A 25,763-nucleotide genomic window follows, 5' to 3' on the forward strand; every position below is an offset into this window, starting at 1 on the left:
TCGCCGGGACCGCCCTCGTGGTGTGTGCTCAGCCGGCGCGCAGCGTCGGGTAGTCGGTGTAGCCCTCGGCGCCGGACGCGTAGAACAGGTGCGACCGGATCTCGTTCTCCGGGTGCTCGCCGGCCCAGCGCTCGACCAGGTCGGGGTTGGCGATGACCGCCCGGCCCACGGCGACGACGTCGGCGTGCGCGGCCTCGATGAGCGCGAGCGCCTCCTCGCGGGTGGTGACCGAGCCGAAGCCGCTGTTGGCCATCAGGTGGCCGCAGAACCGGCTGCGCAGCTCCTGGACCAGGTCGCCGGCCGGCTCGCGGTGCAGCACGGAGAGGTAGGCCAGGCCCAGCGGGCGCAGCTGGTCGACCAGCGTGCCGTAGGTGGCGCGCACGTCCTCGCGGTCGGTCTCGAGGGCGTCCTGGATGTTGTGCTCGGGCGAGATGCGCAGCCCCACGCGGCCCGCGCCGATCGCCTCGGCGACCGCGGTGACGACCTCGACGACCAGGCGGGCGCGGTTCTCCGGGGAGCCGCCGTACTCGTCGTCGCGGACGTTGGACGCCGGCGAGAGGAACTCGTGCAGCAGGTAGCCGTTGGCGCCGTGGATCTCCACGCCGTCCAGGCCGGCCTCGACGGCGCGCTCGGCGGCGCGGACGAAGTCGCGGACGACCTCGCGGACCTCGTCGGTGGTCAGCGCGTGCGGCACCGGGTAGGGCTGCTTGCCCTTCTCGGTGTGGCCGGCGCCGTCGATGGCGATGGCGCTGGGGGCGACGACGCGGCGGCCGCCGTTGACGTCGGGGTGGGTCACGCGGCCGCCGTGCATCACCTGCACGACGATCCGGCCGCCGCGGGCGTGCACGGCGTCGGCGACGCGGCGCCAGCCGGCCACCTGCTCGTCGGTGACGATGCCGGGCTGGCCGACGAACGCCTGGCCCTCGTGGGTCGGGTAGGTGCCCTCGGTGACGATGAGGCCGATGCCGGCGCGCTGCTCGTAGTGCTCGACGACGAGGTCGCCGGGGACGCCGGCCTTGCCGGAGCGCATGCGGGTCAGGGGCGCCATGGCGACGCGGTTGGCGAGCTCGAGGTCGCCGAGCTTCACGGGAGAGAACAGGTCCACGGGGATTCCGACACCGCCCGGCGCCGGGCCATTCCGGGATGCGGGCGGCGTCACAGGCGGCACGATGACCCGGTGACGCTCCTGTCCGACGCCGTCGCGGGCTGGTCCCCGGGGCCGCTGACCGACTCCGCGCTGGTCGCGCCCGGGCCCGCGGCCGCGTTCGCCGCCGTCCTCGACCGGCCCGCCCCGCCCCTGGCCGACGGCGACCCGCTGCCGCCGGGCTGGCACTGGTTCACCTTCCTCGACCGGCCGGCCACCGCCGACCTCGGCGACGACGGCCACCCCCGCGCCGGGCACTTCCTCCCGCCGCTGCCGCACCGGCGCCGGATGATCGCCGGCGGGCGGATGGAGGTGACCGCGCCGCTGCGGGTGGGCGCCGTGGTCGAGCGGACCTCGTCGCTGGCCCGGTGCGAGGTGAAGGCCGGCCGCAGCGGGGAGATGCTGCTGGTCACCGTGCGCAGCGAGTACCGGGCGGACGGCGCGCTGCTGGTCGCCGAGGAGCAGGACGTCGTCTACCGCTCCCAGGAGGCCGGCTCGTCCCCGGCCCCGGCGGGAGCCGGCTCCCCCGCCGACGTCGGCGACCACGTGGCCGAGGTGCTGCCCGACCCGCCGCTGCTGTTCCGGTTCAGCGCGCTGACCTACAACGCGCACCGCATCCACTACGACCAGCCCTACGTGACGCAGGTCGAGGGCCACCCGGGCCTCGTGGTGCACGGGCCGCTGCTCGCCCTGCTGCTGCTCGAGGTCCCGCGCCGGCACACCCCGGACCGGTCCGTCACGTCCTTCAGCCACCGGCTGACCCGGCCGGCGTACGCGGGCACGCCGGTGCGGGCGACCGGCCGGCTGGACGGCGACCGGTTCGCGCTGACCGCGGCGGCGGTGGGGCAGCCGGCGTCGGTCACGGGGACCGCGGTGCTCGCGGGGGCCGCCCCGTGCTGAGCCCGGAGGAGCGCGACGTCGTCGCCACCGTGCGCGCCTTCGTCGACCGCGAGGTCCGGCCGGTGGCGCGCGAGCTCGAGCACGCGGACACCTATCCCGAGGCGCTGATCGAGCGGATGAAACAGCTCGGCGTCTTCGGCCTGGCGATCCCCGAGCCGTGGGGCGAGGCGCCGGTGTCCATGCCCTGCTACGCCCTGGTCACCGCGGAGCTCGCGCGCGGGTGGATGTCGCTGGCCGGGGCGATGGGTGGGCACACCGTCGTCGCCACGCTGCTGCTGGCGTTCGGGACGCGGGAGCAGCAGGACCGCTGGCTGCCCCGGATGGCCACCGGCGAGGTGCGGGCGACGATGGCGCTGACCGAGCCCGGCGGCGGGTCGGACCTGCAGGCGATGCGGACCGTCGCGCGGCGGGACGGCGAGGGCTGGGTCGTCGACGGCGCGAAGACGTGGATCACCAACGCGCGCCGGTCGCAGCTGGTGGCGCTGCTGTGCAAGACCGACCCGCAGGCCCAGCCGCGGCACCGCGGGGTGTCGGTGCTGCTGGTCGAGCACGGGCCCGGGCTGACCGTCTCGCGGGACCTGCCCAAGCTCGGCTACAAGGGCGTGGAGAGCTGCGAGCTGTCCTTCGACGGGTACCGGGCGCCGGCCGACGCCGTCCTCGGCGGGGTGGAGGGCCGCGGGTTCGCGCAGATGATGACCGGGCTGGAGACCGGCCGGATCCAGGTGGCCGCGCGGGCGCTCGGCGTCGGGCAGGCCGCCTTCGACGACGCGCTGCGCTACGCCCAGGAGCGGGAGAGCTTCGGCAAGCCGATCTGGCGACACCAGGCGGTGGGCAACCTGCTCGCCGACATGGCCACCTCGCTCACCGCCGCCCGGCAGCTGGTGCTGTACGCGGCGGAGCGGCACGAGTCGGGACAGCGGTCGGACATGGAGGCCGGGATGGCCAAGCTGTTCGCCTCCGAGACGGCGATGAAGGTCGCGCTGGACGCCATCCGGGTGCACGGCGGGCACGGCTACTCCACCGAGTTCGACGTCGAGCGCTACTTCCGCGACGCCCCGCTGATGATCGTCGGCGAGGGCACCAACGAGATCCAGCGCGACGTCATCGCCCGCCAGCTCGTCGCCCGGGGCGGCCTGGACTGAGGGCGTTCCGCTGGATCGTCCGCCGGCCGCGTCCCTGCCGGGACCGCGGGCGCCCGGCCGTACGGTCCCGGCATGGACCTCGACGTCTTCTGGACCGTGATCGAGCGGAGCCGGCCCGCGCCCGGGTCCGACGACCCCGTCGCCTCCCAGGTGGAGGCGCTCACCGAGGAGCTGTCCGCGCGCGGGACGGAAGAAGTCGTCGCCTTCGCGCGGCACCTGCACGACCAGGTCGAGCGGGCGAACGAGTGGCGGGTGTGGGCCGCCGGGTACGTGGCCGCCGGCGGCATGAGCGACGACGCCTTCCTCGACTTCCGCGTCTGGCTGGTCGCCCAGGGCAGGGAGGCGTTCGAGCGGGTCCTCGCCGACCCCGACGCCCTGGCCGACCTGGAGTGGGACGAGGACGGCGAGGTCTTCAGCGAGGCCGAGTCGCTGGCCTACGTGCCGGCCGACGTGCTCGAGGAGGCCGGCGTCGACACCGAGGACCTCGACGAGGACCTGGCCGTCGGCTCCTCCGACGACCCCCGCGGCGAGCCGTTCCCCGAGGACGACGACGCCTGGTTCGCGGCACGCCTGCCCCGGCTGTCGGCTCGGGCGTCCGGCGACTGACGCGGGGACGCCGGCACGGACCGGCGGCCCCGGCCGGAGCCGGGACCGCCGGGGACGGGACAGGGAGGGGATGGGGCCGGGGTCCGCCGGGATCAGGCGACCGCGCGGCGGCGGGTGACCACGGCGCCGGCGACCACGCTCACCACGACCCACCCGGTCAGCACCAGCACCGGCCGGGTCTGCGCCTGACCCATCGCCAGTGCCACCACCGCGTCGGCCGGGTCCAGCCTCGACCCGATCTCCGGCTCGAAGTTCCGCACCAGGGGCAGGACCCCGAGGACGACGAGGTAGAACGAGGTCAGCGTCGCCGGGGTGTTGGCCAGCGCGGCCCCGACGCCGGCGCCGGTCACCGCGAGCACCGCTCCGGCGGCCACGACCACCCCGAGCGCGCGCCCGGCGCCCTCCCACGACGCGCCGTCGACGAGGACCGCCAGGACGCCCGCGGTCAGCGCCGCGGACAGCGCGGCCAGGGCCGCGCCGAGCAGGGCGACGGCGACCGCCTTGGCGGCCAGCACCCGGCCGCGGCGCGGGACGAGCAGGTAGGTGGTCTGCACCGTCCGGTGGCTCCACTCCCCCGCGGTGGACAGCGCTCCGAGCGCCACCAGCACCAGGCCGGTGAGCACCCCCATCACGCCGATCGGGCCGGTGACCGAGGCCAGGCCCTCCTCGCTGGCCGCGGCGACGACCGCGGTCGCGGCCGGGGCCAGCAGCACCGAGGCCACGGCCAGCGAGCGGCCCGAGCGGGTGGACAGGGACTTGCGGACCTCGATGCCGACCAGCGCGGCGGGAGAGGGCGCCCCGGCGCGGACCGGCGGACGGGTGCCGGCGGGGGTGGCTCCCGGGGCGGGGACGACGGCGGGCAGGACGGTGGCCATGGCGGTCTCCAGGGAGGAGGGAGGGTCAGGAGGCGGTGGTGAGCTGGAAGAACAGGTCCTCGATGCCGCGGCGGACCGGGCGCAGGTCGGTGAGGACGTGGCCGCCGGCCGCGGCGATCGCGCCGACCGCGCCGGGCTCGGCGCCGGGCACGACCAGCGCGCCGTCGGGCCCGTGTTGCACGTGGAACCCCGCGGCCTCGAGCGCCCGGGTCAGCGCGGCGGGATCGGCGGCCCGCACCGAGGTCCCCTCGCTGCCGAGCAGGTCGCCCACCGGGCCGTCGGCGACGATCCGCCCGGCGCCGATGACCAGCAGCCGGTCGACGGTCGACTCGACCTCGCCGAGCAGGTGCGAGGACAGGAGCACCGTCCCGCCGCGGGCCGCGTGGCCGCGCAGCAGGTCGCGCATCCAGCGGATGCCCTCCGGGTCCAGGCCGTTGGCCGGCTCGTCGAAGACCAGCACCGGCGGGTCGGCCAGCAGCGCCCCGGCGATGCCGAGCCGCTGCCGCATGCCGAGGGAGTAGCCACCGACCCGGCGCCGGGCGGCCGGGGTGAGCCCGACGAGCTCGAGCACCTCGTCGACCCGCGCCGCCGGCACGCCGACCGCCGAGGCCGCGAGCCGCAGGTGCGTCCGCCCGGTGCGCCCGGGGTGGACCGCGGAGGCGTCGAGCAGCGTCCCGACGACGGCGGCCGGGTTCGGCAGGCCGGCGTAGGGACGGCCGTCGATGCGGGTGGTCCCCGCGGTGGCCGGGACCAGGCCGGTCATCATCCGCATGGTCGTGCTCTTGCCGGCGCCGTTGGGCCCGAGGAACCCGGTCACGGTGCCGGGCTCGAGCGTGAAGGACACGTCGTCGACGACGGTCCGGGAGCCGTACTGCTTGGTCAGTCCGCTGACCTCGATCATGGCTGCCTCCGGGGAGTCGCTGCTGTCGACGACGAACCTGCCGGGCCGGGCCCGCTCCCCGCGTCGGCCGGAGGCAGCCGATCGGGGTCCACGGACGGCGCGGCCGTGTCATCCGAAAGGTGATCCGGTCCGCGCCGGACGGGCGACCCGCCGGCGCACCGGCCGGACATACGCTCCGCCCCGTGGGGATCCGGGAGCGCGTCTGGCCCGGCCTGCGCGCACGCAGCGTCGGGTTCGAGGCGCTGGTCGCGCTGGCGAGCGCGGCCACCGTGACGGTCGGCGTCGTCACCCCGGAGGCCCGCCTGGCGCCGGACGCCGTCCTCGTCGCCGGCGGCGTGCTGCTGGTGCTGACCCTGTTCCTCTTCCGGCGCTCGGCGCCCGTGGTGCCCTTCGTCGTCAGCGCCGCTCTCACGGCGCTGGTCCCGGCGCTGTCGGTCGGCCTGCTGCTCACCGCCTACGCGGTGGGCCGCTACGACGGCCGGTGGCCGGTGCGCGTCGTCGCCGGCGTGCTCGGGGCGGTCGCGCTCGTCCAGCCCTGGACCATCGGCACCGCGAACGAGGCGGTGGGCGCTCTCGGCGGCGTGGCCCTCGCCCTGGTGCTCCCCGCGGCGCTCGGGATCTGGCAGCGGACCCGCGCCCAGCTGCTCGCGGCCCTGCGCGAGCGGGCGGTGCGGGCCGAGGCCGAGCGGGAGCGGCTGGCACACGACGCCGTCGTGACCGAGCGGACGCGGATCGCGCGGGAGATGCACGACGCCGTCGGACACCGGGTGAGCCTCATGGTGCTGCAGGCCGGCGCCATCGAGGTGGCCGCCGGCGACCGGCCGCGGGTGGAGCAGCTCGCCGGGCAGGTGCAGACGGCCGGGCGTCAGGCACTGGAGGAGCTGCGTCAGATGGTCGGGGTGCTGCGGGCCGGGGAGCTCGACGAGGCCGCGCCGCTGGGTCCCCAGCCGGGGCTGGCCGACCTGCCGCGGCTGGTGGGGTCGGCCCGCGAGGCCGGGATGTCCGTCGCCTGGACCGGCCCGGCGGAGGGGACCGCACCGGTCGACCCCGTCGTCGGCCGGGCGGCGTACCGCATCGTGCAGGAGGCCCTGACCAACGCGGGCAGGCACGCCCCCGGCGCGCCGGTCCGGGTGACCGTGGAGCGGCGGCCCGGCGAGCTGCACGTGCGGGTCGTCAACGGACCGCCCGCCCGCACCCCCGACGCCGTCCCCGGGGGCGGCTTCGGTCTCGTCGGCGTGGCCGAGCGGGTGCGCACGCTGGGCGGGCGGCTGACCGCGGAACCGCGGCTGGACGGCGGTTTCGGCGTCGAGGCGGTGCTGCCGACGTGAGCGGGGACGGGCGCCGGATCCGGGTGCTGCTCGTCGACGACGAGGAGCTGGTCCGCTTCGGCCTGCGCACCGTGCTGGAGGCGGCCGGCGACGTGGAGGTCGTCGGCGAGGCCGGCGACGGCGCGGCCGGGGTGGCCGCCGCGCGGGAGCTGCGGCCCGACGTCGTGCTCACCGACGTCCGCATGCCCGGGATGGACGGGCTGGCCGCCACCCGCGCGATCCTCGCCCTGCCCGATCCGCCGCAGGTCGCCGTCCTGACCACCTTCCACGTCGACGAGTACGTGTACGCGGCGCTGGCCGCGGGCGCGGCCGGGTTCCTGCTCAAGGACACGCCGCCGCGCGAGATCGCCGCCGCCGTCCGGGCGGTGGCCGACGGGACGGCGACGCTCTCCCCCGCCGTGACCGCCGGCCTGATCGCCTCCTACGTGGACAGCCGCGCGACCCCGCGCCGGGCGGAGGCGCTGCAGCGGGTGGCCACGCTGTCGGACCGCGAGCGCGAGGTGCTCACCCTGCTCGGCAGCGGCGGCTCCAACGCCGAGCTGGCCGGCCGGCTGTTCGTCAGCGAGGCCACCGTGAAGACCTACGTCTCCCGGCTGCTCACCAAGCTGGACCTCGCCAACCGCACGCAGGCCGCGATCCTCGCCCACGAGGCCGGCCTGCTCGAGGGCTGACCGGCCCCGCTCAGCGGGAGAGCAGGCGGCGGGTCTGGCGGGCCCGGGCGACGAGCGAGCCGTCGACGGCGCGGAGCTCGGCGTCGTCGACCGCGACGTCGGCGTCGGCCCAGGTGGTGACCTGGTCGATCCGCACCCACGCGCCGGTCTCCGGCGGCGGGCCGGCCAGGTGCGCGGTGAGCTCGACGGTCGGCATCACCGCCGGCGTGGTGCGGACGGCGAACAGCGCCGGCGGCAGTGCGTCGAGCAGCACGCCGAGCTGGACCAGCGGCTCGAGGTCGCCGTCGATGCGCACCCACGCCGACAGCCGCGGCTCGGGCCCGCCGGCCAGCGGCCGGGACGCCCCCAGCGCGCGGATCTCCGTGTGGTCGGCGATCGGGACGAACTCCCGCGGCAGCCGGAACGGCACGCCCTCGCGCACGGTCGGCCCGGGCGCCGGCGGTGCACTCTCCGAGACCGGGGAGGCGGAGCGGGCCAGCGTGAGCACCTGGGCGACGGCGAGCACCCGGCCCTGCTGGCTCATCGTGGCCCGCACGCTGCCGGTGGTCCCGGCGCGGTCGAGGACGGCGTCGACCGCCGTCTCCACGCCCGGCTCGACCCCGGCGAGCAGGTGGGCGGTGACCGCCCGCGGCGCGGCGCCGGTGCGGTCCGCGGCGGCGGCCATCAGGTGCCCGGCCACCAGGCCGCCCTGCACGTGCGTGAACGACCGCCAGGACGGGTCGAAGACGAGCGGCGACGCCTCGAGAGCGATGGCGGTCACGGGTCCCTCCCCCCATCCCGGTTGGACTCTCCAACCGGGACGGGAGGACCGTACACCCGTCGGTACGGATGTCAAACCGTCGTGTCGGCGTCCTCCAGCGCGAAGGAGCCGGTGACCACCTCGCCGGTGCGCCGGTGGGCGGTCATCACCGCGCCGGTCGAGGTGGTCGTCGAGCTGACCAGCTCCCAGGTGCGCGGCGCGGCGCCGCCCTCGAACAGCCGCTTGCCCGTGCCGAGGACCACCGGGAAGACGGTGGTGCGCAGCTCGTCGACCAGGTCCTCGGCCAGCAGCGTCCGCACCAGCCCGATCGAGCCGTGCACCTGCAGCTCACCGCCGTCGGCGGCCTTGAGCTCCCGGACGGCGGCCGGCACGTCGGCGCCGAGCAGCCGGGCGGTGGACCACTCCAGCGAGGTCAGCGTCCGCGACGCGACGTGCTTGGTCCTGGTCTGCAGCGCCTGGGCCACCGGGTCGCCGGTGGCGTCCACGTGCGGCCAGTGCGCGGCGAAGATCTCGTACGTCGTCCGGCCCAGCAGGAAGTCCTCGGCCGGGCGGAACCAGGCGTCCATCTGCTCCCCCATCGCCTCGTCGGCGAAGGGCACCAGCCAGCCGCCGTAGGGGAAGCCGCCGGACGGGTCCTCCTGGGGCCCGCCGGGGGCCTGGGCGACGCCGTCGAGGGTCAGGAACGTGGTGACGGTGAGCGGGCGCATCGGTCTCTCCTCCGGGGTGGTGCGGTCGCAGGTGCAGACGGCGGGCGGCGCCGGGACTCATCGGTCCGGGTGAGCCCCATCGCGCCCGCTCCAGCCGTGCACGACCGGTGTCGATGGGAGGACGTCACCCGTTCCGGACGAGGAGCACCCGATGGCCCGACAGCGCACCGACGCAGAGCAGCAGATCGCCGACCTGCTGCGGACGGCCCGCACGTCGCTGCACATGAGCGTGGCGTTCCTCAGCCGCCTGGACGGCACCACCCAGCACCTGGAGGTGGTCGACACCCGGGTGCCGCTGCTCGTGCGGGAGAAGGCGAAGGTCGCCCAGGACACCTCGTTCTGCCAGGCGATCCTCGACGGGAAGCTGCCCGCCGTCATCGACGACGTGACGCGCCACCCCCTGGCGATGTCCCTGCCCTCGGCGCGCATCCCCCGCATCCGCAGCTACGTGTCGACGCCGGTCACGCTCTCCGACGGCAGCCTCTACGGCACCTTCTGCGCCTTCGGCTTCACCTCGGACAAGGAGCTCACCCGCCGCGACGAGGCGCTGATGCAGGTCCTCGCGTCGGCGGCGTCGGTGATCATCGAGCCCGAGATCCGCGAGCAGCAGCGCCGCGACGACATCGACGGCCGGCTCGACCCGCTGGTCGCCGCGGGCGGCCCGAGCGTGGTCCTGCAGCCGATCGTCGACCTGGTCACCGGCGTCCGCGTCGGCGCCGAGGCGCTCAGCCGCTTCCCGCGCGAGTGGGCCAAGGGCCCCGACGTCGTCTTCGAGGAGGCGCACAGCGTCGGCCGCGGCTCCGAGGTGGAGCTGCTCGCCCTCCGGGGCGCGGCCGCCCACCTGGACCGGGTCGGCGGCTACGTGGCGATGAACGTGTCCCCGCAGACCCTGCTCACCCCGGAGTGCGCCGCGCTGCTGCGCGAGCTGCCGCTCGACCGCGTCCTGCTCGAGCTCTCCGAGCACGACCCGGTCGAGGACTACGACGCGCTCACCAGGGCGCTGGTGCCCTTCCGCGCGGCCGGCATGCGGCTGGCCATCGACGACGTCGGCGCCGGCTTCTCCTCCCTCCGGCACATCGTGGTGACCGGCCCCGACGTCATCAAGATGGACCGCAGCATCGTCAGCGGCCTGGACACCGACCCGGTGCTGTCGACGCTGGTCGGGTCGCTGGTGACCTTCGGCCACGGCTGCGGTGTGACGCTGGTGGCCGAGGGCATCGAGACGGCGGAGGAGGCCTCCCGGCTGCGCGACCTCGGCGTCGACCTCGGCCAGGGCTGGTACTACGGCCGCCCCGGCCCGCCGGAGGCGCTGTCCCCCGTGATGCCGCCGATGGCCCTGCCCGCCGCCTGACCCCCGGGCGCCGGCCGGCGCAGCAGGTGGTCGATCGACAGCGCCCGCGGCGGCACGTCCACCACCGGCCCGAGCTCCTCGGCGTACTCGGGGAAGTCGGCGATCGGGGCACCGCTGCACGAGCCCGAACGGCCGCCCGCCGGTCAGCGCCGGCAGCCCCTCGCCGGGGTCGGTGCCGTCGACGCTCGGGCCGAGGTCGGCCTCCAGCGCCTCGGGCGTCGTCTCGTGCGCCCACCAGCGGGCGACCAGCGCTTCCTCGAGCCAGCGGCCCAGCAGCGGCAGGTCCGCGCGGGTCAGCGGACGGAACGTGACCGGCTCCCCTACGCCAGGACCGGCCGCGCGCGCCACTCGAGCCCACCCGACGGGGGGAGGCGCCCTCGAGGACCGGCCCGGACGCGCCGATGCAGAGGAGGTCAGCAGCCACCCCGAGGAGCTCCGGTGCACGCACCCCGACGGCCGTCCGCGGCCGGGACCCCCGACCGGCCGGCCGGCCCCCGTGGCGCCCGGTCCGGTGCCACCGTGTCCGTGACGCCCACCGCCCTCGACGGCCTGGCCCGCGCCACCGTGCAGGCGACGGCGGCCCTCGTGCTCGTCTGCGACGGCGACGGGCGGGTCCTGCTCGCCAACCCCGCCCTCGAGCGCTTCACCGGCCGCCGCGCCGCCGAGCTGGTCGGCGTCCCCTTCTGGCAGGTGGTGACCCTCTCCGAGGAGGTCGAGCTGGCCCGCGCCGCGCTGGCGATGGTCCTGTCCGGCCGGCCGGCGATCCCCGGCGAGGTCGACTGGCGCACCGGCGACGGCCGGCAGCGCCGCGTCGAGCTGCAGACCAGCGTGCTGACCCGCGACGACGGCACCCCCTACGCCGTCGCCTTCATCGGCATCGACGTCACCGCACACCGCGAGCGGGAGGCGCAGGTGCGGCGGCAGGCGGTCACCGACCCGCTGACCGGTCTGGCCAACCGCAGCGCGCTGTTCGCCGTGCTCGCCGCCCGCCTGGACGTCGAGACCGGCGACGGGTGCAGCCTGGTCTTCTGCGACCTCGACGGCTTCAAGGCGGTCAACGACCGCTTCGGGCACGCGGCCGGCGACCGGCTGCTGGTCGCCGTCGCCCGGCGGCTGCGCGCGCTCGCCGGCCCGCACGACGTCGTCGCGCGCCTCGGCGGCGACGAGTTCGTCGTCGTCTCCCGCGGCCTCGACCCCGACGCGGCCGCCGACCGGGCGCGCCGGATCGAGGCCGCGGTGCAGGAGCCGTTCGACGTCGCCGACGGCGAGGTCCGGGTGGGCGTGAGCACCGGGACGGCGACCGGCGGGCCCGGCGACGACCCGGACAGCGTCATGAACCGCGCCGACATGGCCATGTACGGCGTGAAGAGCCTCCGCCGCGGCCGGCGCGACTGACTCCCCCGGCCGGGGACGGGCCGCCCGTGCCCGGCCGGGCCTAGGGTCCGCGGCGTGCCGACCGCGACCGCCGACGACGTCCTCGCGTACCGCGTCACCACCCAGCAGCTCGACCGCGTCGCCGGCACGTCCGCCGACACCGCCGTCCTCGACCTCGGCGTCCAGGACACCGGGCCCGACGGCGGGCTGTGGGCGCTGGCGATCCGCGGTGTCGTGCCGGACGACGGCGAGCTGGCCACCGCGTGGACGCTGCGCGGCGCCCCGCACCTGTACCGCCGCGCCGACCTGCCCGCCGTCGCCGCGGCCACCGCGCCCTTCTCCGAGGCCGACGCCGCCAAGCGGGTCTTCGACGCCGCGAAGCCGCTCAGGGCCGCGGGCATCCCGGTGCTCACCGCGCTGGACACCATCGCCGGGCGGATGCGGGAGATCGTCACCGCGCCGACGGTCAAGGGCGAGATGTCGCGGCGGCTGTCGGACGCGATGGAGGAGCCCTACAACCGCTACTGCCGCCCGTGCGACGCGGTGCACCTCTACGAGCAGCCGTTCCGCCTGGCCGCGCTGCGCGCCGGGCTGGAGCTGCAGCCGGGCACCTCGCCGCCGGTGCTGCAGCCGGTGCCCGGGTTCGCGCCCGCCGGCAGCGTCCCCGGCCGGCTCGACGTCGTCCGCGCGTACCTGCACCTGCTCGGCCCGGCCACCCCGCAGCACGTCGCCGGCTACCTCGACGGGGCGGTGAGGGACGTCAGGGCGCGCTGGCCCGAGGACGCCGTCGAGGTGGAGGTCGACGGGCAGCGGCGGTGGGTGCTGGCCGACGACGCCGGCCGGCTGGGCGCCGGCGCTCCCCGGGGGGTCCGCCTGCTCGGCCCGTTCGACCTCCTCCTGCAGGGCCGCGACCGCGAGACGCTGGTGCCCGACGCCGACCGCCGCAAGGCCATGTGGCCGGTGCTCGGCCGGCCCGGCGCGGTGCTCGCCGACGGCGCGCTCGCCGGGCTGTGGCGGCCGCGCAAGGCCGGCTCGTCGCTGACCGTCGCCGTCGAGCCGTGGGCGCCGTTCTCCCGCGCCGTCCGGGCCGCCGTGGAGGAGCAGGCCGAGCGGCTGGCCGCCTTCCGCGGCGTCCGCCTGAAGGCGGTCGAGGTCTCCTAGCGGCAGAAATGGCCATCTCTGCCATCCGGGCTCAGGCGGCGAGCAGGTCCTGCGCGTCGTCGCCGGCGGTCACGAGCTCGGCGTAGCGGCCGCCGCGGGCCACGAGCTCCGCGTGCGTGCCGGACTCCACCACCCGGCCGGCGTCGAGGACGACGATCCGGTCGGCGTGCCGCACGGTGGACAGCCGGTGCGCGATGGTGATCGTCGTCCGGCCGCGGCGGGCCTCGTCCAGCGCCGCCTGCACCGCCCGCTCGGTGGCGGTGTCCAGCGCGCTGGTGGCCTCGTCGAGCACCAGCACCCGCGGGTCGCGCAGCAGCGTGCGGGCGATCGCCAGCCGCTGCTTCTCCCCGCCGGAGAACCGGTGCCCGCGGGCGCCGACGACGGTGTCGTAGCCGTCGGGCAGCGCGGCGATCACGTCGTGCACCCGGGCGCGGCGGGCGGCGGCCTCGATCTCGGCGTCGGTGGCGCCGGGGCGGGCGTGCCGCAGGTTCTCCCGGACGGTGGCGTGCAGCAGGTAGGTCTCCTGCGAGACGACGCCGACCACCTGCGCGAGCGTGGCCAGCCGCAGGTCGCGCAGGTCGACGCCGTCGATGGTCACGCGGCCGGCGGTCGGGTCGGCCAGCCGGGCGACCAGCGAGGCCATCGTCGACTTGCCCGAGCCGGTCTCCCCCACCAGCGCCAGCGTGGTGCCCGCGGGGACGGCGACGTCGACGCCGCGCAGCGCCGGGCGGGCGCCGTCGGGGTAGGTGAAGTCCACGCCCTCCCAGCGGACCTCGCCGCGCACCGCCGCCGGGTCCAGCTCGACCGGGGACGCCGGGTCGTCGATCTCCACCGGCAGGTCCAGGTACTCGAAGACGCGGCTGAACAGCGCCATCGAGCTGGTGACCGAGACGCCGACGTCGAGCAGGCCCATGAGCGGGCGGAACAGCGTGCCCTGCAGTGCGGTGAAGGCGACGAGCGTGCCGATGGTCATGCCGCCCGAGGTCGCCGGCAGCCCGGCGAACAGGTAGATCAGCGCGGGGATGCCGGCGAACACGACGCTCATCGAGGCCATCCGCCAGCGTCCGGCCAGCTGTGAGCGGACCTCGAGGCCGACCAGGTCCTCCGACGTCGCGGCGAACCGGCGGGAGGCGGCCGGGCCCGCGCCGAGGGTCTTGCCCAGCAGCACGCCGCTGACCGACAGCCCCTCCTCGACCTGGCCGTGCAGGTCGGCGAGGTGCCGCTGCCGCTGCGCGGTGACCGCGCGGCGCATCCGCGCCACCTTGCGGGTCAGCGCGATCGCCGGCGGCAGCACCACCAGGGACAGCAGCGACAGCCGCCAGGACAGCGCCACCATCGCGACCACGGTGCCGACGACGGTGGTGGCGTTGGCCGCCAGCGACGTCGCCGTCGAGGTGACCACCGACTGCATGCCGCCGATGTCGTTGGTCAGCCGCGACTGCACCTCGCCGCCGCGGGTGCGGGTGAAGAAGCCGAGCGACTGACGCTGCAGGTGCGTGAACACCGCCGTCCGCAGGCCGTGCATGACCCGCTGGCCGACCGTCGTGGACAGCCAGGTCTGCACCACGCCGAGCACGGCGGTCACGCCGGTGACGGCGACCATGCCGGCGACCGCCCACACCAGCAGCCGCACGTCCTGGCGGGGCAGGGCCTCGTCGATGACCAGCCGGACGAGGAACGGCGTCGCCAGCGCGACGACCGAGGAGGCGACGATGAGCGCCACCACGGTCCCGACCTGCCAGCGGTAGGGGCGGAACAGCGCCGCGACCCGGCGCAGCGAGACCGGCGCGCGCTCCAGCTGCGCCCGGTCCGCGGGGTCGACGGTCCGCCCGGACCCGCCCCTCCCGCGACCACTCCCCGTCTCCTCGATGGTGACCACCTCCCGTGGTTGCTGAGGCTACCTCACGTTCCGGTAACCGCACCATCGCCGGTAGCATTCCCCCGTGGACGACGAGGGCGCCGAGCTGGGCGAGCTGGTGATGCGCGCCGCCCGCACCCAGCGCCGGCGCTGGCGGGACGTCCTGGCACCGTGGGCGCTGTCCCCCCACCAGGCCCGGGCCCTGCGCGTGGTGGTGCTGCAGGAGGGCGTGCGGCTGTCCGACCTGGCCGAGGCGCTGCACATCGCGCCCCGCTCGGCGACCGAGGTGGCCGACGCCCTGCAGGAGCGGGGGCTGCTGGAGCGCACGCCGGACCCGACCGACCGCCGCGCCGTGCTGCTGCGGGCGACCGCCGAGGGGCGCCGGGTGCAGGCGGAGGTGGACGCCGCCCGCCGGGCCGACACCCGCGAGCTGTTCGCCCGGCTGACCGCCGCCGAGCGCGCCGAGCTGAGCCGCCTGCTGCGCGCCGTCGCGGACTGAGCGGTCCACCGCTCGACGGACCCCGCGGGGCGACCGGCGGTGCCACGATCAGGCGCATGGGCGAGCCGGTGCGGGCCGAGGAACTGCGGGTCTCCGACGTCGAGCGGCGGATCGTGCAGGACCGGCTGCACCGGGCGGTCGGCGCCGGCCAGCTCGACCTGCACGAGTTCGACGAGCGGGTCACGGCGGCCTGGGCCGCCCGCACCCGAGGCGAGCTGGAGCGGATCACCCGCGACCTGCCCGTGCCGCCGCCCCCGCCGCGCCCGGCGCCGCGGCACCGGGTCTTCTCCGACACCGGCGGCGGCACGGCGATGCGGGTGCTCACCATCGTGTGGGCCGCCGCGGTCGCGGTGAACGTCGTCGTCTGGCTGCTGGTCTCCCTGGGCAGCGGCGACCCGGCCTACCCGTGGTTCATCTGGTTCGCCCCGTCCGGGGCGGTCCTCGCCGTCCTCTACGCCACCGGGATCGGCCGGCCCAGGAGATAGGGCTCGTCCGGCCCCGTCCGGAGGCTCGCCGCGAGCCTGCGAGTGGGGTGAGAGGGACGGGGTCCTTCATCGTTCCGAGCGGCGGCGCTGGCGGGTCTTGGCGCCGTACATCGCGCGGTCGGCCCGGGCGATGACCTCGTCCGGCGCGGCCCCGGGCCGGCCCACCGCCCAGCCGGCGCTGACGCCGACCACCACCGGGCCGGCCGCGGTGGGCACCGGAGCGCCGACCCGCTCGCGCACCCCGGCGGCGAGGTCGGCGAGCGCGGTCTCCTCGCAGCCGGGGCACAGGACCACGAACTCGTCCCCGCCGAACCGGGCGACGACCCCGTCGGGCCCGGCCTCCGCGGACAGCCGGGCGGCGACCTCGACCAGCACCGCGTCGCCGACGGCGTGCCCGTGCACGTCGTTGACCACCTTGAACCCGTCGAGGTCGCAGAACAGGACGCCGCAGTCGCGGCCGGCCGCCGGGTCCAGGCGGCGCGTCAGCTCCTCGAAGAGCGCGCCCCGGTTGAGGATCCCGGTCAGCCGGTCGGTGCGCGCCCACTCCGACAGCACCGCCTCCCGCCGCCGCTGGTCGGTCACGTCGATGCCCACGCACGCGACCGCGTAGGGGCGGCCGTCGGCGCCGGTGAGCACGTTGTTCTGCATCGAGATCAGGCGGCGGGTGCCGTCGGCGGTCAGCCAGTCGCCCTCCTGCGGGAACGCGCGGCCGGTGGCGACGGCCCGGGCGACGGCGTCCACCGCGAGGGCGCGGTGCTCCGGGACCACCCAGACGTCCACGAAGGAGCGTCCCACCAGCTCGTCGAGCGTGCGCCCGGTGAACCGCTGCAGCGCCGGGTTGGCCAGCAGGATGCGGCCCTCCCCGTCCACGACGCAGACGAGGGCGTCGGTGCCCTCCACGAACTCGTGCGCCAGCCGGCCGTCCACCCGGGCGCTACCGGACCCCGGAGGGCCGGTCCCCGCTGCTGCCGTGCACCCCGGGCCGCCTCCCTCCCCGCGCCGGCGGGACGAGACGCCCCGCGCAGGCGATCACAGCACGCCCGGACGACACCCGTCGATCGGTACGGTCCCGGACCGTCCGGTCCCGCCGGCTCACCGGACCACCCACAGGCCCTCGGCGCGGCCCTCGCACGTGCCGACGGCGACGGCCCCGGCGGCGGTGAGCCGCAGGTGGTCGAGATCGGCCCCCCGGGACAGAGCGGACCCGAGTCGGTCACCTCCCCCGTGGCCAGGTCGACCGTGACCAGCACGGGCACCAGGACGAGCAGCAGCCCGGCGGACAGCGGAGCGGCGCGCAGGCAGGGTCGGGCCACGCCCAGGACCGTCGCCACCGGGGCTGGCACCGGGCTCGGGTGCGACTCGGGGCGCGTCCCTTCCCGCCGAGATCCCTCAGCGCTAAGGTATCTGCCCATGGCAGCGGCGCGCCGGGTCCGGATCGGGATCGACACCGGAGGCACGTTCACCGACGTCGTCGCCGTCGACGAGGAGACGGGGCGGACGACGACGACCAAGACGCCGTCCACCCCGGCCGACCCCGCCGAGGGCTTCCTCGCCGGCGTCCGCAAGGTGCTCGGCCTCCTGGACCTGGACGGCTCCGCGGTCACCGCGGTCAGCCACGGGACCACGGTCGCCACCAACCAGCTGCTCGAGGGCAAGCTGGACCGGATCGGCTTCGTCACCACCGAGGGCTACGAGTCGGTGCTGGAGATCGCCCGCCAGTCGGTGCCCGACGGCTACGGCAACAGCTACTTCTGGGTCAAGCCGCCGCGGATCGTGCCGGCCGACCTCGTGCGCACCGTCCGCGGGCGGCTGGACCACACCGGCGCCGAGGTCCGCCCGTTCGACCGCGACGACGCCGTCGCCGCGGCCCGCTTCTTCCGCGCCGCCGGCATCACCACGATCGGCGTCTGCTTCCTGCACTCCTACGCGGACGACGCGCACGAGCGGGCGATGCTCGAGGTGCTGCGCGAGGAGCACCCGGACGCCGTCGTCAGCATCAGCTCGCAGGTGCTGCGCGAGTACCGCGAGTACGAGCGCTCGGTGACCACGCTGGTCGACGCCGCGGTGAAGCCGAAGGTCGGCGCCTACGTCACCAACATCCGCACCCGGCTGGACGAGATCGCCCCGGGCGTGCCGTTCTACGTGATGAAGAGCAACGGCGGCGTCCTGTCGGCGCAGGAGGTCGTGCACCAGCCGATCACCACGATGCTGTCCGGCCCGGCCGCCGGCGCCCTGGGCGCCGCGCTGATCGCCGGGGCCGCGGGCTTCGACCGGGTGCTCACCTGCGACGGCGGCGGCACCTCGACCGACGTCACCGTGGTCATCGACGGCGAGCCGGCGCTCACCACCGAGGGCTCGGTCGGCGACTACCCGTCGAAGATCCCGATGATCGACGTCGTCACGGTCGGCGCCGGCGGCGGCTCGATCGCCTGGCTCTCCCCCGAGGGCACGCTCAAGGTCGGGCCGAAGTCGGCCGGCGCGGATCCCGGGCCGATCTGCTACCCCGACGGCGGCGACCAGCCCACCGTCACCGACGCGCACGTCGTCCTGGGCCGGATCCCCCCGCACCTGCTCGGCGGCGAGATCCCGCTGTCGGTCGACGCCGCCCGCGAGGGGCTGCAGCAGCTCGGCGCGAAGCTCGACATGGACCTCGAGCGCACCGCCACCGGCATCCTCGAGATCTCCGCGTGGAACCAGGCCAACGCGCTGCGCCAGGTCACCGTGGCCAGGGGCCTCGACGTCCGGGACTTCACGCTCACCACGTTCGGCGGCTCGGGCTCGCTGCTGGCCTGCCGGCTGATGGACATCCTCTCCCTGCCCCGCACGCTGGTGCCGCCGAACCCGGGGAACGTCAGCGCCTTCGGGCTGCTCACCGTCGACGTCCGCAACGACTACGTGCAGACCGTGGTCTCCCGGCACCTCGACCTGGACCTGGAGCGGGTCCGGTCGGTCTACGCCGACCTGGAGGCGCAGGCGCGGACGGCGCTGGACGGCGAGGGCTTCGCCCGCGACCAGCAGCGCATGCAGCGGACCGCCGACCTGCGCTACGTGGGCCAGGCCTTCGAGGTGCGGGTGCCGGTGGCCGACGGCGAGCTCGACCGGGCGGCCGCCGAGGACGTCGCGCAGGCGTTCCACGCCGCGCACCGGCAGCTCTACGGCTACGACTTCGCGACCGACCCGCGGCAGGCCGTCGAGTGGGTGAACCTGCGGGTGAGCGGCATCGGGCCGATCCGCCGTCCGGACGTCGTCCGGCTGCCCGAGCGGGACGGCGGGACGGACCGGGCCGTCACGGGCTCCCGCCGGGTCTTCTTCGACGACTGGGTGGACACCCCGACCTACGACCGCACCCGGCTGGGCGCCGGCGACGTGGTCAGCGGCCCCGCGGTCATCGAGGAGTTCGGCTCCACCGTCCCGGTGCACCCCGGCTTCGCCGCGACCGTCGACGCCCACGGCAACCTGCTGCTCACGAAGGAGTCCTGATGACCCTGACGAACGGCAAGGTCGAGGCCGACCCGGTCCTCGTCGAGATCGTCGCCGGCACGCTGGCCGCGATCGAGAAGGAGGTCGAGACCTCCATCGGGCGCACCTCGCGGTCGCCGATGATCCGCGACGCGCACGACTTCCGCGCCGGCATCCACGACCGGCGGCTGCGCAAGCTCACCGGCCGCTCGTACTCGGCGCTCGTGCACCCGGTGGTGCGCGACTACCCGATCGAGACGATGAACGTCGGCGACGTCTTCTTCCACAACGACGTCTACCTGTCCGAGGGCGGGATCGGCCACCTGCCCGACCTGTGCGTGACCGTGCCGGTGTTCGCGGCGTCGCCGGAGACCGGGGAGCCCGAGGTGGTCGCCTTCATCCAGGCGTTCGGCCACCACGACGACATCGGCGGCGCGGTGCCCGGCTCGATGCCGTCGGCGGCGACCAGCGTGTACGAGGAGGGGCTGATGGTCCCCCCGATCAAGCTGTGGGACCGCGGCGTGCCGAACGAGTCGGCCCTGAAGATCATGACCCGCAACTCGCGGATGCCCGACTCGCTGGCCGCCGACCTCGACGCCGAGTGCTCCGCGTGCCTGGCCGGCGCCCGGCGCCTGGGCGAGCTGTTCGACCGCTACGGCGTGGCCGCCGTCGAGGCCTGCTTCGAGGCGATCCTGGCCAACTCCACCGAGGTGTACCGGCGGGAGATCCTGTCGCAGATCCCCGACGGCACCTACGTCTGGGAGGACTACGCCGAGCACGACGGCGTCGAGGAGCCCAAGCTCCACCGCCAGCGGATCACGCTGACGATGGACTCGACCCGCGAGACGCCGCTGGTCATCGACTTCACCGGCACCGGCCCGCAGGCCAAGGGCCCGATCAACCACTGCGGCGACTACGCCGACGGCAACTTCCTCAAGAAGTGGCTGGCGCCGATCCTGCGCAACCTCGCCGAGACGCCCGAGCGGATGGCCGAGCTCGACGTCAACGAGGGCGTCGTCCCGCTCATCGAGATGCGCTTTCCCGAGAAGGGCACGCTGCTCACGCCGGTCTTCCCGGCGCCCACCAACGCGCGGACGTTCGTGATCCTGCGGCTGCTCGGCGTCCTGGCCGGTGTGCTGGCCAAGGCCACCGGCGGCCGGATGCCCGCCGACCAGGAGACGATCCGCTACACCGGCGTCTACGGCACCGACCTCGACGGCAACCCCTACCTCATGCGCGAGGTGCTCGGCGGCGGCTCGGGGGGCCGCTGGTACGCCGACGGCGAGGACACCATCCACGTCGTCCCGGACTCGCGGAACCTGCCCACCGAGTTCACCGAGTCGCGCTTCCCGCTGCGGGTCGAGCGGCTGGGCCTGGCGCTGGACTCCGGCGGCCCGGGCCGGTACCGCGGCGGCTGCGGCTACGAGAAGCACATCCGGGTGCTGCGCGACGCGCACTTCATGTCGATCGCCGACCGCTCGATCCTGTCCTGCTGGGGCGTCAACGGCGGTCGCGCGGGCCGGCCGTTCCAGGTCACCGTCGACCCCGGCGGTCCCGACGAGCACGACGTCGACGCGCTGGCCGACGCCGAGCCGCTGCCGGCGGGCACGGTGGTGCGGATCCGCACCACCGGCGGCGGCGGGTGGGGCGACCCGCTGGACCGGCCGGTCGAGGAGGTCCTCCGCGACGTCGCCTGGCGCAAGGTGAGCGTCACCGGCGCCCGCGAGGACTACGGCGTGGTCGTGCTCGAGGACGGGTCGGCCGACGACGCCGCGACCGAGGCGCTGCGCGACGAGATGCGCGCCGCCCGCACCGGCGACGAGCCGTTCTTCGACCGCGGCCCGGGCTACGCCCTGCTCTCCGGCGGCGCGGCCTGCAACGAGTTCGACGTCCTGTAGGCGGCCCTCCGCGAGGTCGGCCGACGCGTCGGTCATCGTGGCCGAGGCGACCAGAGGCGCCGATGCCACGAGGGGGACGGAGAAGGCCATGACGAGCATCGAGACGTTGCGGGACTGCGCGGAGGGTCACCTCGACGCCTACACCGATCCAGCCGGTCGCAGCGCCTTCGTCACCTACGACTCGTGGTGGGACCGCTCCCCGGACCGCATCACGCCCGCCGAGGTCTTCATGGCCAACTGCCTCAGCCTGCGGCTGACCGCGCCAGACGTGGTGCCTCTCTTCGCGCGCGGTGACACGCCGGCCACCCGGCTGCTCGCGGCCCTGCAGCGCGTGCTCGACGAGGTGCCGGCTGAGGGCGGGGAGTCCTTCGAGGACCTCTCATCGATCGACGAGGCGCCGTTCACCTACTTCCGCGCTGCCTGCGCCGCGACGGATGCGACCGAGACGGAACCGAAGGTCCGGAACTGGACCGCAGTCACCGTCTCCAAGGTCCTCCACCGTCTCAGGCCCGCCCTCGTCCCCGTGGTCGACTCCGAGGTGAGCGCGTTCTACGGGGCCGGTCCGAACCGCCCGGTCCTCTACCGAGCCCTGCACTCCGACATCGACACCAACCGCGAGTGGTTGGCGGACCTGGCCGCCCGTCGGCGCACTCCCGACGGGCGCCCTCTCTCGTTGTTGCGGACCGCTGACATCGTCATCTGGCACCACCGCACGCACTCCTGCCCGAACAGCGCCTGAACCGTCGGGCGTGCACCGGCCACCCGCGGGCCGAGCCGGTCCGTTCGCGACTCGCGAGGGCCGTCCGACCGACTCGTGGCACGCTCGTGCTCTGCCCACGTCTGTGGGCAGAGCACGAGCAGCCGCGGACTAGGTGACGGGGTCGGTGCTGCCGGCCCCCGGCTTGGCGCTGTCGCCGGTCTGGCCCTCGTCGCCCTGCGTGGAGGTGTCCTCCTCGACGCCCTCCGGCCGGATCGGCGTCTCCTCCAGCACCTGCTCCTCGGCCTGCTCGCGGTCGGTGCCCGGCACCTCGGTCATGGTCGTCCTCCCTCGTCGTCGCGTGCCGGTCCCCTACCCCGCCGCCGCCCGGGCAGGCGCCGGTTCGCCGCCGGTGAACGGGGCGCGCAGGGCCGCGGCGGTGGCCTCGTCGGCGGGCAGGAACGCCTCGACCGACAGCTCGGCCGCGGTGAGGTCGACGGCGGTGCCGAAGGTGGTCACCGTGCTGAGGAAGGACAGCACCGTGTCGCCGGCGCGCAGCCGCAGCGGCACGGCGATGCCGTCCGGCGTCGAGCGGTCGGTGCCGCCGGGGAGCGCGGCCAGCTCGCGGTGCAGGTCGGCGAGCTGCGGATCGCCGGTCAGGTGCGCCTCGCGGCCCAGCCGGTGCAGGACGTGCGCCCGCCACTGCGGCAGGTTGGCGATCCGCGGCGCCAGCCCCTCCGGGTGCAGGCTCAGCCGCAGCACGTTGACCGGCGGCTCGAGCAGGTGCCCGGCGGCGCCGTCGAGCAGCGGCGCCACGCTTGCGTTCGCCGTGACCAGCTCCCACGACCGGTCGACCACCAGCGCCGGGAAGGGCTCGTAGGCGGCGAGCACCAGGTCCAGCGCCCGGGACACGGCGGCCATGTCGGGCGAGTCCAGGCCCCGGCGGCCGTAGGCGGGGGCGAAGCCCGCGGCCAGCAGCAGGTCGTTGCGCTCGCGCAGCGGCACCTCCAGTCGCTCGGCCAGCCGCAGCACCATCGCCCGGCTCGGCCGCGACCGGCCGGTCTCCAGGAAGCTCAGGTGCCGGGCGGAGACCCCGGCGTCGTTGGCCAGGTCCAGCTGGGACAGCCGGCGGCGCTGCCGCCAGCCGCGCAGCAGCTCCCCGACGTCCGGGCGCACCACGGTGGTCACGGCGCGGACGCTAGCGACGCCGGCGCCCCGCGTCGCCTACCCGCGAGGTAATCGACGCCCTTCCCCGCCGGCGGGAGCGTCTGCGCCATGACGAACACCGCCACCGCTCCTCCCCGCCCCTCCCTCGACCTGCTCCGCGTGGCGCTGCGCCTGGACGCCGTCGTCACCGGCGCCAACGGCCTGGCCTACCTGGCCGCCGCACCGCTGCTGTCCGGCCTGCTCGGCGTCCCCGCCGGGGCGCTGCGCGGGCTGGGCACCTTCCTCGCCGTCTTCGCCGCCGGGGTCGCGCTCGTCGCCGCCCGTCCCCGTGTCCCGCGGGGCGCCACGGAGGTCGTCGTCGGCGCCAACGCGCTGTGGGCCGCCGGCAGCGTCGCCGTCGTCGTCGCCGGCCGCTTCGACCTCACCGCCGCCGGGACGGTCTGGGTGCTGCTCCAGGCCGCCGTCGTCGCCGGGTTCGCCGCCCTGCAGCTCACCGCCCTCCACACCCGCTGATCCCACGAACAGGAGAGACCGCCATGACCGCCACGCCCGACCTCGCCGACCGCTACCTCGCCGCCTGGAACGAGACCGACCCCGCCGCCCGGCGGGCGCTGGTCGAGGCGCTGTTCACCGAGGACGTCACCTACACCGACCCGCTGGCCGACGTCGCCGGCCGCGACGGGCTGGACGCGACCATCGCCGCCGTCCAGGCGCAGTTCCCGGGCTCCGTCTTCCGGCTCGCCGGCCCGGCCGACGCCCACCACGGCCAGGTGCGTTTCACGTGGCACCTCGGCCCGGACGGCGCCGAGCCGCCGGTCACCGGGTTCGACGTCGCCGTCACCGACGGGGACGGCCGCATCCGCACCGTGCTCGGCTTCCTCGACCGGGTGCCCGCCTGAACGACGCCGCGATCATGGCGCCGTGACCACCGGGACCCCCCGGACGACGGTCACGGCGCCATGATCGCGGAAGGGGTCAGCGCCGCCGCTGCCACCAGCGGCGGCGCTGCGGCGTGGGCGGCGCCGCGGCGACCGGCGGCTCGGGCGCGGGCGGCGGGCGGTCGCGGCGCCAGCCCTCCACCAGCGCGTCGACGTCGGCCAGGCCCGGCACCGGCGACCAGCGGCTCTCCGCCGGCCGCCGCCAGAAGGCCTCGACCCGGGCGTTGTAGTCCTCGGCGACGGCGCGCACGGCGTCCTCCGCCGGCAGCGCGGCGACCCGCGCGGGCAGCTCGTCGCGCTCCCGGCGCAGCGCCAGGCCCGGCGGCAGCATGTCCGCGGGCGCCACGCCCTCGCGGCGGGCCTTGGCCACCGCCCAGTCGTAGGCGGTCTCGTTCGGGTCGAACGCCGGCAGCGGCTTGCCGGCGCCGCGCAGCCCGGTGAAGTCGCCGCGGTCCTGGGCCTGGCCGATCTGCCGCTCGACCCAGGTCTCGAACGACACCCCGGGCGGCTTCCGCTGGGTCACCCTCCCACCTCCGCCTCCATGCTCCGCCTCTGCCAGGCTGCCGTGCATGCGGACGACGGGCAGCCGGGAGGTCTACCGCAACCCGTGGATCCGGGTGCGCGAGGACACCGTCGAGCGGGTCGACGGCTCCACCGGCGTCTACTCCGTCGTCGAGAAGCCGGACTTCGCCATCGTCATCGCCGCCGAGCGGGACGGCTTCTGGCTGGTCGAGCAGTTCCGCCACCCGCTGGGCCGCCGGGCCTGGGAGTTCCCCCAGGGGACCTGGGCAGCGGGCACGGGCGGGACGCCCGAGGAGCTCGCCCGCGCCGAGCTGGCCGAGGAGACCGGGCTGCGGGCCGGCCGGCTGGAGCACCTCGGCCACGCGGACCTCGCGCCGGGGCTGTCCACGCAGGAGTTCGACGTCTGGCTGGCCACCGACCTCACGCCCGGCCCGACCGCCCGCGAGGTGACCGAGGCCGACATGGTGGCGGCATTCGTGCCCGAGGCCGAGCTGCGGGCGATGGTCCGCGACGGCCGGTTCACCGACGGCCCCTCGCTCGCCGCCTGGGCCCTGCTCCTGCTGAGGGCCTACCAGCGCGCCGGAGCCGACCCCGTCATGCGGCGCGGAGGGAGCGCAGCGCCGGGGTGACGCGGGCGAGCTCGTCGAGCATCGCCTTGCCGCCGGCCTCGAGCTCGGCGTTGGGCGCGAACTCGTCCTCGTCGTCGAGGAACTGCGCGAAGAAGGGCACCGAGATCGCCTCGGGGACGGTGTGCAGCCGCAGCGCGCCGAGCACCGGCTTGACCGCCGACGACGCCCGCAGGCCGGCCGAGACGCCGCCGTAGGTGACCAGCCCGGCCGCCTTGTCGGCCCACTCGACCGACAGGTAGTCCAGCGCGTTCTTGAGCGACGCCGGGAAGGAGTGGTTGTACTCCGGGGTCACGAAGACGAACGCGTCGGCGCGGGAGACCGTCGCGCTCCAGTCCCTCGTGTGCTGGTGGGTGTACTGCTGCAGGCGGGGGTGGTTCGGCTCGTCGAACACCGGCAGGCCCACCTCGGCGAGGTCGACCAGCTCGACGTCGAAGCCGCCGTGCTCCTGCACCAGGCGCTGCACCCAGCGGGCGACGGCGATGCCCCGGCGGCCGGGGCGGGTGCTGGCGGCGATGACCTGCAGGACGGGACGGGACACCGGGACCTCCGGGACGACGACGGGACAGGCTCGTTGAGCGACTCAACCGTTGCGGCGACCAACTGCTTCCGCCTCCGGAGGGTGACGAGCGCCGCACGGACCGCGCTGCTCCGGGAGGGGAGGATGGTCGCCCGAGTGCACCGGCCCGACGAC

At 75.8% G+C, this 25,763-nt stretch carries 27 protein-coding genes; 16 read left to right on the plus strand and 11 right to left on the minus strand.

Features of this window, described 5'->3' with window-relative positions:
* Positions 1-28 precede the first annotated feature (28 nt).
* Positions 29-1,105 carry an alkene reductase gene (locus ACI79L_RS07400; protein ID WP_456936153.1) on the minus strand — a complete coding sequence of 359 codons (1,077 nt, stop codon included), beginning with the start codon at positions 1,103-1,105 and terminating at the stop codon, positions 29-31.
* 72 nt (positions 1,106-1,177) lie between these two features.
* Between ACI79L_RS07400 and ACI79L_RS07405 the strand changes: the two genes are divergently transcribed.
* From ACI79L_RS07405 to ACI79L_RS07415, 3 genes are all read left to right on the plus strand, one after another.
* Complete coding sequence (locus tag ACI79L_RS07405) at positions 1,178-2,044, plus strand: hypothetical protein (protein ID WP_456936154.1); 867 nt, start codon at positions 1,178-1,180, stop codon at positions 2,042-2,044.
* Positions 2,038-3,186 carry an acyl-CoA dehydrogenase family protein gene (locus ACI79L_RS07410; protein WP_456936155.1) on the plus strand — a complete coding sequence of 383 codons (1,149 nt, stop codon included), beginning with the start codon at positions 2,038-2,040 and terminating at the stop codon, positions 3,184-3,186. Before ACI79L_RS07405 ends, ACI79L_RS07410 begins: the two co-directional genes overlap by 7 nt.
* A gap of 72 nt (positions 3,187-3,258) precedes the next feature.
* A complete protein-coding gene (locus ACI79L_RS07415; RefSeq protein ID WP_456936156.1) occupies positions 3,259-3,792 on the plus strand; it encodes a DUF4240 domain-containing protein in 534 nt (177 codons plus the stop codon).
* 92 nt (positions 3,793-3,884) lie between these two features.
* On the opposite strand, the gene ACI79L_RS07420 is transcribed toward ACI79L_RS07415, so the two are convergent.
* Together ACI79L_RS07420 and ACI79L_RS07425 are read right to left on the minus strand one after the other, a co-directional pair.
* Positions 3,885-4,667, minus strand: a complete 783-nt coding sequence (locus tag ACI79L_RS07420) for a hypothetical protein (RefSeq protein ID WP_456936157.1) — start codon at positions 4,665-4,667, stop codon at positions 3,885-3,887.
* A gap of 25 nt (positions 4,668-4,692) precedes the next feature.
* Entirely contained in the window at positions 4,693-5,568 is an 876-nt protein-coding gene (locus tag ACI79L_RS07425; RefSeq protein ID WP_456936158.1) for an ABC transporter ATP-binding protein, read from the minus strand.
* Positions 5,569-5,750: 182 nt separating this feature from the next.
* Here ACI79L_RS07425 and ACI79L_RS07430 point away from each other — a divergent pair, with 182 nt between their 5' ends.
* Positions 5,751-6,896: a sensor histidine kinase gene (locus ACI79L_RS07430; RefSeq protein WP_456936159.1), complete on the plus strand. Its 1,146-nt coding sequence runs from the start codon at positions 5,751-5,753 to the stop codon at positions 6,894-6,896.
* Entirely contained in the window at positions 6,893-7,567 is a 675-nt protein-coding gene (locus ACI79L_RS07435) for a response regulator transcription factor (protein WP_456929733.1), read from the plus strand. Before ACI79L_RS07430 ends, ACI79L_RS07435 begins: the two co-directional genes overlap by 4 nt.
* A gap of 10 nt (positions 7,568-7,577) precedes the next feature.
* Here the strand turns inward: ACI79L_RS07435 and ACI79L_RS07440 are convergent, their stop codons facing one another.
* Both ACI79L_RS07440 and ACI79L_RS07445 read right to left on the minus strand, forming a co-directional pair.
* Positions 7,578-8,327 carry a thioesterase family protein gene (locus ACI79L_RS07440; protein WP_456936160.1) on the minus strand — a complete coding sequence of 250 codons (750 nt, stop codon included), beginning with the start codon at positions 8,325-8,327 and terminating at the stop codon, positions 7,578-7,580.
* Between the two features lie 71 nt (positions 8,328-8,398).
* Positions 8,399-9,034, minus strand: coding sequence for a dihydrofolate reductase family protein (locus ACI79L_RS07445; protein ID WP_456936161.1), 636 nt, complete (start codon positions 9,032-9,034; stop codon positions 8,399-8,401).
* 151 nt (positions 9,035-9,185) lie between these two features.
* Here ACI79L_RS07445 and ACI79L_RS07450 point away from each other — a divergent pair, with 151 nt between their 5' ends.
* The 3 genes from ACI79L_RS07450 to ACI79L_RS07460 all read left to right on the plus strand — a co-directional run bounded on the left by ACI79L_RS07450 (position 9,186) and on the right by ACI79L_RS07460 (position 12,920).
* Positions 9,186-10,385: an EAL domain-containing protein gene (locus ACI79L_RS07450; protein WP_456936162.1), complete on the plus strand. Its 1,200-nt coding sequence runs from the start codon at positions 9,186-9,188 to the stop codon at positions 10,383-10,385.
* A gap of 525 nt (positions 10,386-10,910) precedes the next feature.
* The gene (locus ACI79L_RS07455; protein WP_456936163.1) at positions 10,911-11,780 is read left to right on the plus strand and encodes a diguanylate cyclase domain-containing protein; all 870 of its coding nucleotides are present in this window, start codon (positions 10,911-10,913) and stop codon (positions 11,778-11,780) included.
* 54 nt (positions 11,781-11,834) lie between these two features.
* Positions 11,835-12,920: a winged helix DNA-binding domain-containing protein gene (locus tag ACI79L_RS07460; protein WP_456936164.1), complete on the plus strand. Its 1,086-nt coding sequence runs from the start codon at positions 11,835-11,837 to the stop codon at positions 12,918-12,920.
* 31 nt (positions 12,921-12,951) lie between these two features.
* On the opposite strand, the gene ACI79L_RS07465 is transcribed toward ACI79L_RS07460, so the two are convergent.
* On the minus strand, positions 12,952-14,799 hold the full coding sequence (locus ACI79L_RS07465; RefSeq protein ID WP_456936165.1) for an ABC transporter ATP-binding protein: 1,848 nt from the start codon (positions 14,797-14,799) through the stop codon (positions 12,952-12,954).
* Between the two features lie 64 nt (positions 14,800-14,863).
* Here ACI79L_RS07465 and ACI79L_RS07470 point away from each other — a divergent pair, with 64 nt between their 5' ends.
* A complete protein-coding gene (locus tag ACI79L_RS07470; RefSeq protein WP_456936166.1) occupies positions 14,864-15,277 on the plus strand; it encodes a MarR family winged helix-turn-helix transcriptional regulator in 414 nt (137 codons plus the stop codon).
* Between the two features lie 56 nt (positions 15,278-15,333).
* Entirely contained in the window at positions 15,334-15,762 is a 429-nt protein-coding gene (locus ACI79L_RS07475; RefSeq protein WP_456936167.1) for a DUF1707 SHOCT-like domain-containing protein, read from the plus strand.
* A gap of 66 nt (positions 15,763-15,828) precedes the next feature.
* Here the strand turns inward: ACI79L_RS07475 and ACI79L_RS07480 are convergent, their stop codons facing one another.
* On the minus strand, positions 15,829-16,689 hold the full coding sequence (locus ACI79L_RS07480; protein WP_456936168.1) for a GGDEF domain-containing protein: 861 nt from the start codon (positions 16,687-16,689) through the stop codon (positions 15,829-15,831).
* Positions 16,690-17,172: 483 nt separating this feature from the next.
* Between ACI79L_RS07480 and ACI79L_RS07485 the strand changes: the two genes are divergently transcribed.
* From ACI79L_RS07485 to ACI79L_RS07495, 3 genes are all read left to right on the plus strand, one after another.
* On the plus strand, positions 17,173-19,242 hold the full coding sequence (locus tag ACI79L_RS07485; RefSeq protein ID WP_456936169.1) for a hydantoinase/oxoprolinase family protein: 2,070 nt from the start codon (positions 17,173-17,175) through the stop codon (positions 19,240-19,242).
* A complete protein-coding gene (locus ACI79L_RS07490; protein WP_456936170.1) occupies positions 19,242-21,119 on the plus strand; it encodes a hydantoinase B/oxoprolinase family protein in 1,878 nt (625 codons plus the stop codon). The genes ACI79L_RS07485 and ACI79L_RS07490 overlap by 1 nt, the downstream gene beginning before the upstream one ends.
* Before the next feature lie 88 nt (positions 21,120-21,207).
* Positions 21,208-21,858 carry a DUF6308 family protein gene (locus ACI79L_RS07495; RefSeq protein WP_456936171.1) on the plus strand — a complete coding sequence of 217 codons (651 nt, stop codon included), beginning with the start codon at positions 21,208-21,210 and terminating at the stop codon, positions 21,856-21,858.
* A gap of 129 nt (positions 21,859-21,987) precedes the next feature.
* Here the strand turns inward: ACI79L_RS07495 and ACI79L_RS07500 are convergent, their stop codons facing one another.
* On the minus strand, positions 21,988-22,155 hold the full coding sequence (locus ACI79L_RS07500) for a hypothetical protein (protein ID WP_387991213.1): 168 nt from the start codon (positions 22,153-22,155) through the stop codon (positions 21,988-21,990).
* 33 nt (positions 22,156-22,188) lie between these two features.
* Positions 22,189-23,004, minus strand: a complete 816-nt coding sequence (locus ACI79L_RS07505; protein WP_456936172.1) for a helix-turn-helix domain-containing protein — start codon at positions 23,002-23,004, stop codon at positions 22,189-22,191.
* A gap of 87 nt (positions 23,005-23,091) precedes the next feature.
* Here ACI79L_RS07505 and ACI79L_RS07510 point away from each other — a divergent pair, with 87 nt between their 5' ends.
* On the plus strand, positions 23,092-23,496 hold the full coding sequence (locus ACI79L_RS07510; RefSeq protein ID WP_456936173.1) for a hypothetical protein: 405 nt from the start codon (positions 23,092-23,094) through the stop codon (positions 23,494-23,496).
* A gap of 23 nt (positions 23,497-23,519) precedes the next feature.
* Entirely contained in the window at positions 23,520-23,882 is a 363-nt protein-coding gene (locus ACI79L_RS07515; protein ID WP_456936174.1) for a nuclear transport factor 2 family protein, read from the plus strand.
* A gap of 76 nt (positions 23,883-23,958) precedes the next feature.
* Here ACI79L_RS07515 and ACI79L_RS07520 read toward each other — a convergent pair whose 3' ends face one another.
* Positions 23,959-24,444 (minus strand): DnaJ family domain-containing protein, encoded by a 486-nt coding sequence (locus ACI79L_RS07520; RefSeq protein WP_456936175.1) that lies wholly within the window; start codon positions 24,442-24,444, stop codon positions 23,959-23,961.
* A gap of 46 nt (positions 24,445-24,490) precedes the next feature.
* Between ACI79L_RS07520 and ACI79L_RS07525 the strand changes: the two genes are divergently transcribed.
* Positions 24,491-25,072: an NUDIX domain-containing protein gene (locus ACI79L_RS07525; protein WP_456936176.1), complete on the plus strand. Its 582-nt coding sequence runs from the start codon at positions 24,491-24,493 to the stop codon at positions 25,070-25,072.
* Here ACI79L_RS07525 and ACI79L_RS07530 read toward each other — a convergent pair.
* Complete coding sequence (locus ACI79L_RS07530; RefSeq protein ID WP_456936177.1) at positions 25,038-25,610, minus strand: NADPH-dependent FMN reductase; 573 nt, start codon at positions 25,608-25,610, stop codon at positions 25,038-25,040. The two genes, ACI79L_RS07525 and ACI79L_RS07530, sit on opposite strands and share 35 nt — an antisense overlap.
* Between the last annotated feature and the right edge of the window lie 153 nt (positions 25,611-25,763).

The sequence above is a fragment of the Geodermatophilus sp. SYSU D00684 genome (genome assembly GCF_054050455.1).